Source organism: Pseudomonas sp. MWU347, from assembly GCF_017947305.1.
GTDB classification, from domain to species: Bacteria; Pseudomonadota; Gammaproteobacteria; order Pseudomonadales; family Pseudomonadaceae; genus Aquipseudomonas; species Aquipseudomonas putida_A.
Genome location: NZ_JAFGZB010000001.1, coordinates 137,802 through 151,168 on the forward strand (window position 1 = coordinate 137,802; position 13,367 = coordinate 151,168).

Genomic DNA, 13,367 nt, shown 5'->3' on the forward strand with positions numbered 1-13,367 from the left:
CCGTTCCTTAAGCCGCATCGCGCTTGGCTTCGTTGCGGTAAGCCGCTACCGCCGCGATCAACGCCTGAAGAATTTCCGCGCTCTCGCCAATCACCGAAAGATCGGCGCGTTTGATCATGTCGCAACCGGGGTCGAGGTTGATCGCCACCACCTTGTCGCAGGCACCGATGCCTTGCAGGTGCTGGATCGCCCCGGAGATACCCACAGCCACATAAACCCGTGCGGTGACCCAAGTGCCGGACGCACCGACCTGCCGATCACGCGCCATGAAGCCATCGTCCACCGCGACCCGCGAGGCGCCTTCGGTGGCACCGAGGGCGGCAGCGGTTTCGTGGAACAGCGCCCAGTCCTTGACCCCGTTGCCGCCGGAGAAAATGAACTCGGCTTCGGCCATCGGAATCGCCGCCGGGTCCACCGCGACCGCGCCAAGATCCTCGATCCGCGACAGGCTGCGCGCCACCGTTGTGGATAACTCCACCGGCAGTGCCTCATGACGGGTTTCGCTGACCGGTTCGGCGCATTCGGCTGCGGCCAGAATCAAGCGTGCAACCGGACGCGCCAGGTCTTGCAGGCCTGCGCCAGCGCGACCGATGCATTCCTGATCCTTGACCTGCCAGACCCGCGTTGCCGGGCGTTCGCCCAGTGCCGCGGCAAAACGCCGACCGAGTTCACCACCACCGCTGCGGCTGTCCGGCAGCAGCCAGTGGCGCGGATTGAACTGGTTATCCACAGCCCGCAGGCCTTGCACCCGTTGCTCCGGTGCATAACCGCTGAATTGGTCGCCCTCCAGTACCAGCAAGCGATCCACGCCGGCCGTGGCGAAGGCGCTCTCTTTGTGTTCGCCAAACACCACCGCCAGCACCGCACCGTCGTTGCCGGCCAGTTGATGAGCCAGGCCCAACAGGTCACGGTCGTGGCTGCTCAGGCGGCCGCCGACCATGTCCGGCACCACGCTGATATAGAACGCCGGGGCTGGCACCTGATGCAGCGGCAACTGCACTTCAACCGTGGCCGAGCGTTTGACCGCCCCGCCCTGTTGCGCGCCGCTGCGATCGATACGCTTGATGCCGTTGGGGCCGATGAATCCGATGCCGTGCAGGTTCTTGCGGATGACGCCATTGGGGCCCATCCAGCTGTGTTGCGCCGGTTGCATCGCCGCGTGCAGCGGATGCAGACGGTTACGCGCAATCCATTCGGCGCGCGGGTCGCGGCGGATAATGTCGCTCATCAGTGGGCCTCCGCAGGTTCACGTTTGGCCGGTGCAGTCGGCTTGTTCGGCGCGGCGTCTTCGAGCAGCGCGTCGGCCACCAGTTCGGCGATGTCCTTGATCAGCGGACGCGGTTCGACCACGCCCTCGAGCATCGCAGTGCACTGTGGACAACCTACTGCCACCAGCTCGGCGCCGGTCTCGCGGATGTCATCCATGCGCATGTCGGGGATCCGCTGCTTGCCGGGAATGTCGGTGATCGGCGCGCCGCCACCGCCGCCGCAGCAGCGCGAGCGGAAGCCGGAACGTTGCATCTCTTTGACCTCGATGCCGAGGGCGCGCAGCACTTCGCGCGGTGCCTCGTACTCGCCGTTGTAGCGACCGAGGTAGCACGGGTCGTGGTAGGTCACGCTGTTGCCTTTGTGCTGACCGAGGTTCAGCGCACCGGCCTGGATGATTTCCGCCATGTAGGTGCTGTGGTGCTGCACCAGGTAGTTGCCGTCGAACGCGCCGTACTCGTTTTTCAGCACATGGAAGCTATGCGGATCGCAGGTGACGATGCGGTTGAAGCTGTATTTGGCCAGGGTCTGGATATTGCGTTTGGCGAGCAGCTGGAAGGTTGCTTCGTCGCCTAAACGCCGGGCCACGTCACCGCTGTCACGTTCTTCGAGGCCGAGTACGGCGAAGTCGACCTTCGCGGCTTTCAGCACTTTGACGAACGCACGCAAGGTGCGCTGGTTACGCATGTCGAAGGCACCGTCGCCGACCCAGAACAGCACGTCGGTGGATTTCTTCTCGCTGAGCAGATTGAGGTTCAGATCCGCCGCCCAGTTCATCCGCCCGCCCGGAGCGAAACCGCCGGGGTTGTCAGTGGCGATCAGGTTTTCCAGGACCTCGGCACCCTTGTTCGGGGTCGCGCCTTTTTCCAGCGTCAGATGGCGGCGCATGTCGACGATGGCGTCGACGTGCTCGATCATCATCGGGCATTCCTCGACGCAGGCGCGGCAGGTGGTGCACGACCACAGGGTTTCGGCATCGACCAGACCATTGACGATAGGTTGATGCGGATTGCCGCTGTGCTCACCGATTGGCTTGCCCGGATAAGGGCTACCGGCAAACTTCGCGTCAGTGCCGCCAGCCAGGCCGACGACCATGTCCTGAATCAGCTTTTTCGGGTTCAGCGGCTGGCCGGCAGCGAAGGCCGGGCACGCCGCTTCGCACTTGCCGCACTGCACGCAGGCGTCAAAACCGAGCAACTGGTTCCAGGTGAAATCCTTGGGTTTTTCCACGCCGAGCGGCGCGCTTGGATCATTCAGATCCAGCGGTTTCAAACCGGTGGAACGACCGCCGCCAAAGCGCTCGGCGCGGCGGTGCCAGGCCAGGTGCAGGGCGCCGGCGAAGGCGTGCTTCATCGGCCCGCCCCAAGTCATGCCGAAGAACAGCTCCGACACGCCCCACAAAACGCCGAGCCCGAGAATGGCCGCGAGCAGCCAGCCGCCGAAGTTTTCCGGGAGGATCCCGGCCACCGGCAGGGTCACCAGGAAGAACGAGGCGGAGAAAGCCAGCAGGCTTTTCGGCAGGCGCATCCACGGGCCTTTCGACAACCGTGCCGGCGGGTTGAGCCGGCGCCGGTAAACGAAGAGCGCACCGACGAACATCACCGCCGTCATCAGCAGCAGCGCATAGCCGAGGATACGGTTATGCAGGCCGAAACCGTGCACCAGAATCGCCAGCACGATCGACGCCACCGCACCGCCCGCCGTGGCGACGTGGGTGTTGGCGATGTATTTGTCCCGCGCCACCACGTGGTGCAAGTCGACCATATAACGCTTGGGCATGGCGAACAGGCCGCCGATCAGATCGACCTTCGAGGCCCGGCCCCGACGCCACATAGCCACCCGCCGCAACGCCCCCAGCACCGCAAGGGCCAGAGCTGCGAACAACAGGATTGGAAGAAGGGTGTTCAACATGGTGAAGCTCCCACCAGTACAGCCTGGAGAAACACGGTCTGCATTACTGTGGGAGCGGGCTTGCTCGCGAAAGCGCTGGATCAGTCAACTCATGCAGAACTGACAGAATGCATTCGCGAGCAAGCCCGCTCCCACAGGGGTCATGTGCAAGTCCTTAGAAGTCTTTGCACAACCGCAGGGCGTCGTAGATGGCGGCGTGGGTATTACGCTGCGCCACGCAGTCGCCGATGCGGAACAGCAAGTAGCCGTCACCGGTGCTGCTCAACGATGGCTGCGGCTGGATCGCGAACAGCGCTTCCACGTCGATCTGGCCCTTGTTGCGCGAACCCTCTTTGAGCGCGTAGTAGATTTCCTCATCCGGACGCACGCCGTTTTCCACCACCACCTGATCGACCACCCGCTCCTCTTTGGCGCCGGTGTATTCGTTCTCAAGCACCGCCACCAGCTTATCGCCTTCGCGGTAGACCTTTTCCAGCATCATGTCGCCGGTCATGATCACTTCTTTCGGGTACATGCTGCGGTAGTAGGTCGGGAACGATGTACCGCCGATGGCCACACCCGGCTTGATGTCGTCGGTAACGATCTCGACCTGGCTGCCCTTGTCGGCGAGGAAGTCGGCAACCGACATCCCGGTGAATTCGCAAATGGTGTCGTAGACCAGCACGTTCTTGCCCGGCGCGACCTTGCCGTCGAGCACGTCCCAGCTGCTGACCACCAACCCTTCGGCGGCGCCCCAGTGTTCGTTCTGCTCAAGGAACGGATGCCCACCGACTGCCAGCACCACCACGTCCGGACGCAAGTCCATGATGGTGTCGGCATCTGCAGCAGTGCCAAGACGCAGGTCGACTTTCAGCCGCGCCAGCTCCAGCTGGAACCAGCGGGTGATGCCAGCGATCTGGTCACGTTGCGGCGCTTTCGACGCGGTAGTGATCTGCCCGCCGATGAATTCTTTCTTCTCGAACAGGGTCACGTCGTGGCCACGCTCGGCAGAGACGCGTGCTGCTTCCATCCCGGCCGGACCGGCACCAACGATCACCACTTTGCGTTTGACGCCTGTGGACTTTTCGATGATGTGCGGCACGCCCATGTATTCACGGGAGGTCGCGGCGTTCTGGATGCACAGCACGTCCAGACCTTGATACTGACGGTCGATGCAGTAGTTGGCGCCGACGCACTGTTTGATCTGGTCGATCTGGCCCATCTTGATCTTGGCAATCAGGTGCGGGTCGGCGATGTGCGCACGGGTCATGCCGACCATGTCGACGTAACCGCCTTCAAGGATGCGCGTGGCCTGGTTCGGGTCCTTGATGTTCTGCGCGTGCAGCACCGGCACCTTGACCACTTCCTTGATCCCGGCCGCCAGATGCAGGAACGGCTCCGGCGGATAGCTCATGTTCGGAATCACGTTGGCCAGGGTGTTGTGGGTGTCGCAACCCGAGCCGACGACGCCGATGAAATCGAGCATCCCGGTGTCGTCGTAATACTTGGCGATCTGCTTCATGTCCTCGTGGGACAAACCGTCCGGGTGGAACTCGTCACCGCAGATACGCATGCCCACGCAGAAGTCGTCACCGACCTCGGCGCGCACGGCTTTCAGCACTTCCAGACCGAACTTCATCCGGCCTTCGAAGCTGCCACCCCATTCATCGGTACGCTTGTTGACGCGCGGGCTCCAGAACTGGTCGATCATGTGCTGGTGCACGGCCGACAGCTCGACGCCGTCCAGACCACCGGCTTTGGCGCGGCGCGCCGCCTGGGCGTAATTGCCGATCACCCGCCAGATCTCTTCCGGCTCGATAGTCTTGCAGGTCGCACGGTGCACCGGTTCACGGATACCCGACGGCGACATCAGGGTCGGCCAGTGGAAACCGTCCCAACGTGAGCGTCGGCCCATGTGGGTAATCTGGATCATGATCTTGGCGCCGTGCTTGTGCATGGCGTCGGCCAGGTTCTGGAAGTGCGGAATGATCCGGTCGGTGGACAGATTGACCGAACTCCACCATTGCTGCGGACTGTCGATGGCGACCACCGACGAACCGCCGCAGATCGCCAGGCCAATGCCGCCCTTGGCTTTCTCTTCGTAGTATTTGACGTAGCGCTCGGTGGTCATGCCACCGTCAGTCGCGTAGACCTCGGCGTGCGCGGTGCTGAGCACGCGGTTGCGGATGGTCAGTTTGCCGATCTGGATCGGCTGGAACATTGCTTCGAAAGCCATGGCGGGTTCCTCGACTTACAACGGCTTGACGGTGAACAGGCCGTCGTCGTGGCCTTCTTCGGAGCCACCGTAGACTTGCTCGGCAACCGTACGAATCTTGCTGCCACGAGCCTCAAGAATCTGATCCATGGCCCCGGCAAACCAGCCAGTGAACATGTAATCGACCTTGCGCCCGACCTTGCCGTACACATAGACGAACGCCGAGTGTTCGAGCTTGACGCTGGCGGTGCCTTTGTCGAGGTCGATGTCCTGGATCTTGAACAGGCCCCAGCCGCGTTGCGACAGGCGCTTCATGTAGTGTTCGAACACCGCGACGCCTTCCAGGCCGTGGCATTCGGCTTCTTTTTCGCACCAGTGCCAGGCGGACTTGTAGCCGGCCTTGTAGAGGATCTCGGCATAGGCTTCGGCGCCCAGCACTTCCTCGATACCCATGTGGTTGTTGACGAAGAAATGACGCGGCACGTAGAGCATCGGCAGGGCGTCGGAGGTCCAGACACCGGTCTCGCTGTCGACTTCGATTGGCAATTGCGGGGCGATCTTGGCCATGGAAACTTAACTCCAGAAAAATTTAGATTCAGTGTTGGCCGCAGCCCTCACCCCAGCCCTCTCCCCGAGGGAGAGGGGGCAGCTCGGCGGCGGTCTTGAGTAAGCGTTACTCGCCCCAGACGTCTTTGAGGACGTTGACCCAGTTCTCGCCCATGATCTTGCGCACCACACGCTCGGAGTGGCCGCGCTTGAGCAGGGTTTCGGTCAGGTTCGGGAACTCGCCGACGGTGCGGATGCCCAGCGGGTTGATGATCTTGCCGAAGCTGGTCAGACGACGGGCGTAGCCCTTGTCGTGGGTCAGGTATTCGAAGAAGTCCTGGCCGTGACCCTGGGTGAAGTCGGTGCCGATGCCGATGGCGTCTTCGCCGACAATGTTCATGGTGTATTCGATGGCTTCGGCGTAATCGTCGATGGTTGAATCGATGCCCTTGGCGAGGAACGGCGCGAACATGGTCACGCCGACAAAACCGCCGTGGTCAGCAATGAACTTCAGTTCAGCATCGGACTTGTTGCGTGGGTGCTCTTTCAGACCCGACGGCAGGCAGTGGGAATAGCAGACCGGTTTTTTCGATTCGAGGATGACTTCTTCGGACGTCTTGGAGCCGACGTGGGACAGGTCGCACATGACGCCGACGCGGTTCATCTCGGCGACGATTTCGCGACCGAAGCCCGACAGGCCGCCGTCACGCTCGTAGCAACCGGTGCCGACCAGGTTCTGGGTGTTGTAGCACATCTGCACGATGCCGACGCCGAGCTGCTTGAACACCTCGACATAGCCGATCTGGTCTTCGAACGCGTGGGCGTTCTGGAAGCCGAAAAGGATGCCGGTCTTGCCCTGCTCCTTGGCGCGGCGGATGTCGGCGGTGGTGCGCACCGGCATCACCAGGTCACTGTTTTCGCGGATCAGCTTCTGGCTGGCGGCAATATTGTTCACGGTCGCCTGAAAGCCTTCCCACACCGACACAGTGCAGTTGGCCGCCGTCAGACCGCCCTTGCGCATGTCTTCGAACAGCTCGCGGTTCCATTTGGCAATGATCAGACCGTCGATAACGATGCTGTCGGCGTGTAATTCGGCTGGGCTCATCAGGCGTCCCCTTATTGGCGATTCATGCGCCGAATCGTCTGCCGGCGCTTTGGGGCCAGCATATGCCTCGGTGCCGGGGCGACCGGGTGCAAAAACGACAGGGGAATTGCCGAAAGCGTCAATCCGCGACAAAGGGTCGCCAGGCGTCCCGATCAGCTACCTGTTCAAGCCCGCCAGCTTGAGCCAGAATCTGGCGCATCTTGGATACACCACTGGATTAGAGCGGCGACAACCATGAAATCGATCTTCCTGGCTTTGGCACTGATGGCGACCGGCGTACACGCCGCCGAAGAGACCGACAACAACCCGTGCGACGCGGTGGAAAACGACGTCCAGACCCTGGAATGCTCGACCTACAGCCGCAGCACCGCCGAAGACCTGCTCAAGGACAATTACGCCAGCCTCAACGAGCGCATGCAGGCCACATACGGCAAAAACGCCGCGCAACTGGCCGACATCACCGCCAAACTGAAAACCGCCCAGCAACAATGGCTGAAAACCCGCGACGCCGATTGCGCCGTGGAAGCCTTCCCGGCCACCGAAGGCAGCAAAGCGTTCAAGATTGCGCAGAATGACTGTGTGGCGCGGATGAGTGACGAACGGTCGGAGTTTTTGGAGTCGATTGGGCAGGAATGATCCTGAATGTTCCGCTGAAAGCTGGAACTGCCTCCAGCTTTCAGCCGCACTATCCCCTCTTCCTACAAAGTACTCCGACCTCGCCTACACAAATTTCTTGAACGCCCGAAGCTGCGGGCCTTTCACGCAACATGCTGTCAACGATTGTTGATTGGCCTCCGAAGAAACATAAGCAAAGATTCGCGAATCTTATAAAAGACTTATATTCTTCCATGAACAGCATCCACTGGACACGAAAGGCCGTTAAGCAACTCTTGAAATTGCACTCTGTGCATCAGGTAAAGGTTCGAGATGCCGTTACGTCGCTCGCCGACATGCCTGATGTGGGCAATGTCAAAGCACTGATTGGCCATGACTACGCCTACCGCCTGCGCGTCGGCAATTATCGAGTCGTGTTTGACTGGGATGGCGCAATCAAAGTGATCAGTATTCAAGAGGTCAAGAAACGCGATGAACGCACCTACTGACATCCAAATCATCAACGACGCTGAAGGCAACCCAGCCTTCGTCGTCATCCCTTACGCGCAGTACATTGCGCAGAAAAAGCAGCCCGACCTGATTCCCCATGAAGTCGTCAGTCGGATGGTCGACGGGGCGACACCGATCCGTGCCTGGCGTGAATATCTCAACTTGACTCAGGAAGAAGTCGCCAAACGCATGGGTATTTCACAACCGGCGTTTGCTCAGCAGGAAACAGTCGCCAAGCCTCGCAAGGCCACACGCGAGAAAATTGCCGCAGCGTTCGGCATCACCGCCAATCAGCTTGAGTTGTAGGCTGCCCTCTTTATTCAAAGGAATTCCCATGAACATCTGCGGCATCGAAATCAAAGGCAGCGAAGCGATCATCGCCGTGGCCTCCCTCGACGGTTCGGCCTTGAGCCACGTGGCACTGAGCACCAAGAAAATCGCCCTCGACGATGATGACGAGCCTGCCAACGTCAAACGCTTCGCGGCGCAGGTCGCTTCGTTTGTGCGCGAGCATTCGATTGACCGGATTGCGATCAAGAAGCGCAGCAAGAAGGGCGAGTTTGCCGGTGGGCCGACCACGTTCAAGATCGAGGGTGTGTTTCAGTTGCTGGATGGGTGCGAGGTGACGCTATTGTCGCCGCAGACGATCAATGCGCAGGCCAAGAAGCACAATTTCGAGCTGCCGGTGACGTTGAACAAGTATCAGCATGAGGCTTATAAAGCGGCGTGTTCGGCGTTGGTGAAGAAGTAACCTTTTCTTCAGACACTGAAGATCAAACATGTGGGAGCGGGCTTGCTCGCGAATGCGGTGGATCAGTCAACTCATGTTTCGACTGACACTCCGCTTTCGCGAGCAAGCCCGCTCCCACATTGGTTTTGTGTGCATCCATTCAAGCTTGGGCGGTACGGCGGTCTTCGCGGGGACAGCGAGCGAACCTCGCTCGATAACTGCGGGTGAAATACGACGGCGATTCAAACCCGCAGGCGATACTGACTTCGAGCACGCTCATATCGGTCTGGCGCAACAGCTGCCGGGCTTTTTCCAATCGCAGGCGCAGATAAAAATTGCTCGGTGTGTCGTTCAGATGCAGCCGAAACAGGCGCTCCAGCTGTCGCCGCGTCACCTTGATCGATTCTGCCAGTTGCAGTGTGGTCAGCGGTGGTTCGCTGTGCTGCTCCATCTCGCCAATCACTTGCACCAGTTTCTTGTTGCTGATGCCGTAACGCGTGGCGACTTCCATGCGCTGGTGGTCTTTGCGCGGACGAATCCGCCCCAATACAAACTGCTCGCTGACCTGAATCGCCAGTTGCGGGCCGTGGGCCTGGGCGATCAGGTCGAGCATCAAATCGATCGACGCCGTGCCACCCGCCGAGGTGATGCGCCGCCGGTCGATCTCGAACAGTTCCTGGGTGACGCTGAGCTGTGGATAAGATTCCTTGAACGCATCGATGGCTTCCCAGTGCAGGGTCAGGCGATGGCCGTCGAGCAGGCCGGCTTCGGCGAGGACGAAACTGCCGGTGTCGATGGCACCGAGGGTCACGCCTTCGTTGTCCAGGCGACGCAGCCAGTGTTCAAGGGTTGGCGTGGCGAACTTCAGCGGTTCGAATCCGGCCACCACTAACAGCGTCGCACCTTTCTTCAGCGGCTCCAGCGCCGCGTCGGCGTTGACCGACATGCCATTGCTCGCCAGCACTGCCCCGCCATCGGCGCTGAGCACGTGCCAGCGGTACAGCTCGCCACGAAAACGGTTGGCTACCCGCAGCGGTTCGATCGCGGAGATAAAGCCGATGGCGGAAAACCCCGGCATCAGCAGAAAGTAAAAATCCTGGGACATGTGCGCACTCGGTTAGCGGGTAGCGTGGATCGTTGATACGCCGATTGTCGTCAGCGTTCAAGCGCACAGGTCGCTACAGTGCAAATGCCAGTCGCCGCAGTGCGCTTTCACGGGGCCGTTGCTGCGTAACTTGGCATCACCGGCACGCCAGATGCCGGAACTCACAATAAACGACCTGCCGAGGAACCCGACATGAAACGACTGATCAGCAGCTGTGTTCTTGCACTCAGCGGTACCGCTTTCTTGAGCGCCAGCGTCATGGCGGCCGAACCCGCCTCGTGCCAGAACGTGCGCATGGGCGTGGTCAACTGGACCGACGTGATCGCCACCAGTGCCATGACCCAGGTCCTGCTCGACGGCCTCGGCTACAGCACCAAACAAACCAGCGCCTCCCAGCAAATCATCTTCGCCGGGATCCGCGATCAGCGTCTGGACCTGTTCCTCGGCTACTGGAACCCGCTGATGACCCAGACCATCACCCCGTTCGTCGATGCCAACCAGGTCAAAGTCCTGCCGGCACCAAGCCTGAAGGACGCCCGCGCCACCCTCGCGGTGCCGACCTATCTGGCGGACAAGGGCCTGAAAACCTTCGCCGACATCGCCAAGTTCGAGAAGGAACTGGGCGGCAAGATCTACGGCATCGAACCGGGCTCGGGCGCCAACACGCAGATCAAGGCGATGATCACCAAGAACCAGTTCGGTCTCGGCAAATTCCAGCTGGTCGAGTCCAGCGAAGCCGGGATGCTCGCCGCCGTTGACCGCGCCGTACGCCGCAAGGAGGCCGTGGTGTTCTTCGGCTGGGCGCCGCACCCGATGAACGTCAACGTCAAGATGACTTACCTCACTGGCAGCGAAGACGCCCTCGGCCCGAACGAAGGCATGGCCACAGTGTGGACTGTCACCGCGCCGAAATACGCCGAACAGTGCCCGAACGTCGGTCGCCTGCTGAGCAACCTGACGTTCACCGCCGAAGACGAGAGCCGGATGATGCAACCGCTGCTCGATCACAAGGACGCCTTCGAGTCGGCCAAGCAATGGCTCAAGGATCACCCCGAAGACAAGCAGCGCTGGCTGGAAGGTGTAACCACGTTCGACGGCAAACCGGCCGCTGAAAACCTGCAACTGACCAGTAAATAACCCCCGTTTGAAAAGCCCCTCACCCTAACCCTCTCCCCGGGGAGAGGGGACTGACCGACGCTTCGCAGCCCCGAAAAGGGCTGCGAACAGACCCATCACGCCTGAAGGAAACCGCACCATGAACCACGACGTCATCATCACCTGCGCACTCACCGGTGCTGGCGACACGACCGCCAAGAGCCCCCACGTGCCGGTCACTCCGAAACAGATTGCAGCGGCGGCCGTAGAAGCGGCCAAGGCCGGCGCCACCGTTGTGCATTGCCATGTGCGCGACCCGCAGACCGGCAAGTTCAGCCGTGACGTGGCGCTGTACCGCGAAGTGATGGAGCGCATCCGTGAGGCCGACGTCGACATCATCGTCAACCTCACCGCCGGCATGGGCGGCGACCTCGAAATCGGCGCTGGCGAGCACCCGATGGAGTTCGGCCCGAACACCGACTTGGTCGGCCCGCTGACCCGTCTGGCCCACGTTGAAGAGTTGCTGCCGGAAATCTGCACCCTCGATTGCGGCACGCTGAACTTCGGCGACGGCGACACCATTTACGTCTCGACCCCGGCGCAACTGCGCGCCGGCGCCAGGCGCATCACCGAGCTGGGAGTGAAGGCCGAACTGGAAATTTTCGACACCGGCCACCTGTGGTTCGCCAAGCAGATGATCAAGGAAGGCTTGCTCGACAACCCGCTGTTCCAGCTGTGCCTGGGCATCCCGTGGGGTGCGCCGGCCGACACCACCACCATGAAAGCCATGGTCGACAACCTGCCGGCCGATGCGGTGTGGGCCGGGTTCGGCATCGGCCGCATGCAGATGCCGATGGCCGCGCAAGCGGTGCTGCTCGGCGGCAACGTGCGGGTTGGTCTGGAAGACAACCTGTGGCTGGACAAGGGGGTGCTGGCGACCAACGGTCAACTGGTCGAACGCGCCAGCGAGATACTCAGCCGCCTCGGCGCTCGCGTGCTGACCCCGGCTGAGGGCCGCAAAAAGATGGGCCTGACCCAGCGCGGCTAAATCATCACTCATTTCCCCCCTGTGGGAGCGGGCTTGCTCGCGAAGGCGGTGGCTCTGCCCATAAAGATGCGTGGGATGTACCGGCCTCTTCGCGAGCAAGCCCGCTCCCACAGGGTTCTGCGAATTCTTTCAGGAAATCACCATGAGCTTTATCACCGACATCAAAACCTTCGCCGCCCTCGGCAGCGGTGTCATCGGCAGCGGCTGGGTCGCGCGTGCCCTCGCCCATGGCCTCGACGTGGTGGCCTGGGATCCGGCGCCTGGCGCTGAAGCCGCGCTGCGCAAACGCGTGGCCAATGCCTGGGGCGCGTTGGAGAAAAACGGTCTGGCGCCCGGTGCTTCGCAGGATCGTCTGCGTTTTGTCGCGACCATCGAAGAATGCGTGCGCGATGCCGATTTCATTCAGGAAAGCGCCCCGGAACGCCTCAAGCTGAAACTCGATCTGCACAGCAAAATCAGCGCAGCGGCCAAGCCTAATGCCTTGATCGGATCGAGCACTTCCGGCCTGTTGCCGAGCGAGTTCTACGAGAGCTCGACCCACCCGGAACGCTGCGTGGTCGGCCATCCGTTCAATCCGGTTTACCTGTTGCCGCTGGTGGAAGTGGTCGGTGGCAAGAACACCGCACCGGAAGCTATACAAGCGGCAATGAAAGTCTACGAATCACTCGGCATGCGTCCGCTGCATGTGCGCAAGGAAGTACCGGGATTCATCGCTGACCGTCTGCTCGAAGCGCTGTGGCGTGAGGCGCTGCACCTGGTCAACGACGGCGTGGCGACGACTGGCGAGATCGACGACGCGATCCGCTTTGGCGCCGGTCTGCGCTGGTCATTCATGGGTACCTTCCTGACCTACACCCTCGCGGGTGGCGATGCCGGAATGCGTCACTTCATGTCGCAGTTCGGCCCGGCGTTGCAGTTGCCGTGGACCTATCTGCCGGCACCGGAACTGACCGACAAGCTGATCGACGATGTGGTCGATGGCACCAGCGACCAGCTCGGCCGCCACAGCATTTCAGCACTGGAGCGCTATCGTGATGACTGCCTGCTGGCGGTGCTGGAGGCGGTGAAGACCACCAAAGAAAAGCATGGAATGAGTTTCAGCGAGTGATCCCCTCACCCTAACCCTCTCCCGGGGGGAGAGGGGACTGACCGAGGTGAATAGGCGAGCTACACCGACTTGAAATACCGAGCCGAACACAGGCTTTGAAAAGCCCCCGATCTGCTCCCTTTCCCCCTCTCCCCTATGGGGAGAGGGCTGGGGTG

General features: G+C 61.3%; 13 protein-coding genes. 7 read left to right on the plus strand and 6 right to left on the minus strand.

What is annotated here, in order from left to right:
* Window positions 1–7 precede the first annotated feature (7 nt).
* From KCG87_RS00585 to KCG87_RS00605, 5 genes are all read right to left on the minus strand, one after another.
* Window positions 8–1,228 (minus strand): electron transfer flavoprotein subunit alpha/FixB family protein, encoded by a 1,221-nt coding sequence (locus tag KCG87_RS00585; RefSeq protein ID WP_134787510.1) that lies wholly within the window; start codon window positions 1,226–1,228, stop codon window positions 8–10.
* The gene (dgcB, locus tag KCG87_RS00590) at window positions 1,228–3,177 is read right to left on the minus strand and encodes a (Fe-S)-binding protein (RefSeq protein WP_210556473.1); all 1,950 of its coding nucleotides are present in this window, start codon (window positions 3,175–3,177) and stop codon (window positions 1,228–1,230) included. Before dgcB ends, KCG87_RS00585 begins: the two co-directional genes overlap by 1 nt.
* 154 nt (window positions 3,178–3,331) lie before the next feature.
* Entirely contained in the window at window positions 3,332–5,392 is a 2,061-nt protein-coding gene (gene dgcA, locus KCG87_RS00595; RefSeq protein WP_007962624.1) for a dimethylglycine demethylation protein DgcA, read from the minus strand.
* A gap of 15 nt (window positions 5,393–5,407) precedes the next feature.
* Window positions 5,408–5,938 (minus strand): DUF5943 domain-containing protein, encoded by a 531-nt coding sequence (locus KCG87_RS00600; RefSeq protein WP_008083165.1) that lies wholly within the window; start codon window positions 5,936–5,938, stop codon window positions 5,408–5,410.
* A 106-nt stretch (window positions 5,939–6,044) separates the two neighbouring features.
* Complete coding sequence (locus tag KCG87_RS00605; RefSeq protein WP_007962626.1) at window positions 6,045–7,022, minus strand: dipeptidase; 978 nt, start codon at window positions 7,020–7,022, stop codon at window positions 6,045–6,047.
* Window positions 7,023–7,256: 234 nt separating this feature from the next.
* Between KCG87_RS00605 and KCG87_RS00610 the strand changes: the two genes are divergently transcribed.
* The 4 genes from KCG87_RS00610 (at window position 7,257) to KCG87_RS00625 (ending at window position 8,877) form a co-directional block, all read left to right on the plus strand.
* Complete coding sequence (locus KCG87_RS00610) at window positions 7,257–7,658, plus strand: lysozyme inhibitor LprI family protein (RefSeq protein ID WP_027610649.1); 402 nt, start codon at window positions 7,257–7,259, stop codon at window positions 7,656–7,658.
* Window positions 7,659–7,870: 212 nt separating this feature from the next.
* Complete coding sequence (locus tag KCG87_RS00615; RefSeq protein ID WP_210556471.1) at window positions 7,871–8,125, plus strand: type II toxin-antitoxin system RelE/ParE family toxin; 255 nt, start codon at window positions 7,871–7,873, stop codon at window positions 8,123–8,125.
* Entirely contained in the window at window positions 8,109–8,432 is a 324-nt protein-coding gene (locus tag KCG87_RS00620; protein ID WP_096795712.1) for a helix-turn-helix transcriptional regulator, read from the plus strand. The genes KCG87_RS00615 and KCG87_RS00620 overlap by 17 nt, the downstream gene beginning before the upstream one ends.
* Window positions 8,433–8,460: 28 nt before the next feature.
* Window positions 8,461–8,877, plus strand: coding sequence for a DUF3010 family protein (locus tag KCG87_RS00625; RefSeq protein ID WP_098965993.1), 417 nt, complete (start codon window positions 8,461–8,463; stop codon window positions 8,875–8,877).
* Window positions 8,878–9,016: 139 nt separating this feature from the next.
* Here the strand turns inward: KCG87_RS00625 and KCG87_RS00630 are convergent, their stop codons facing one another.
* Window positions 9,017–9,961, minus strand: coding sequence for a GlxA family transcriptional regulator (locus KCG87_RS00630; RefSeq protein ID WP_095121415.1), 945 nt, complete (start codon window positions 9,959–9,961; stop codon window positions 9,017–9,019).
* 192 nt (window positions 9,962–10,153) lie between these two features.
* On the opposite strand from KCG87_RS00630, the gene KCG87_RS00635 reads away from it, so the two are divergent.
* The 3 genes from KCG87_RS00635 to KCG87_RS00645 all read left to right on the plus strand — a co-directional run bounded on the left by KCG87_RS00635 (window position 10,154) and on the right by KCG87_RS00645 (window position 13,212).
* On the plus strand, window positions 10,154–11,098 hold the full coding sequence (locus KCG87_RS00635; RefSeq protein WP_098965995.1) for a choline ABC transporter substrate-binding protein: 945 nt from the start codon (window positions 10,154–10,156) through the stop codon (window positions 11,096–11,098).
* 118 nt (window positions 11,099–11,216) lie between these two features.
* A complete protein-coding gene (locus KCG87_RS00640) occupies window positions 11,217–12,104 on the plus strand; it encodes a 3-keto-5-aminohexanoate cleavage protein (RefSeq protein ID WP_139055228.1) in 888 nt (295 codons plus the stop codon).
* Between the two features lie 142 nt (window positions 12,105–12,246).
* Window positions 12,247–13,212, plus strand: a complete 966-nt coding sequence (locus tag KCG87_RS00645) for an L-carnitine dehydrogenase (RefSeq protein ID WP_210556469.1) — start codon at window positions 12,247–12,249, stop codon at window positions 13,210–13,212.
* The last annotated feature ends 155 nt before the right edge of the window (window positions 13,213–13,367 follow it).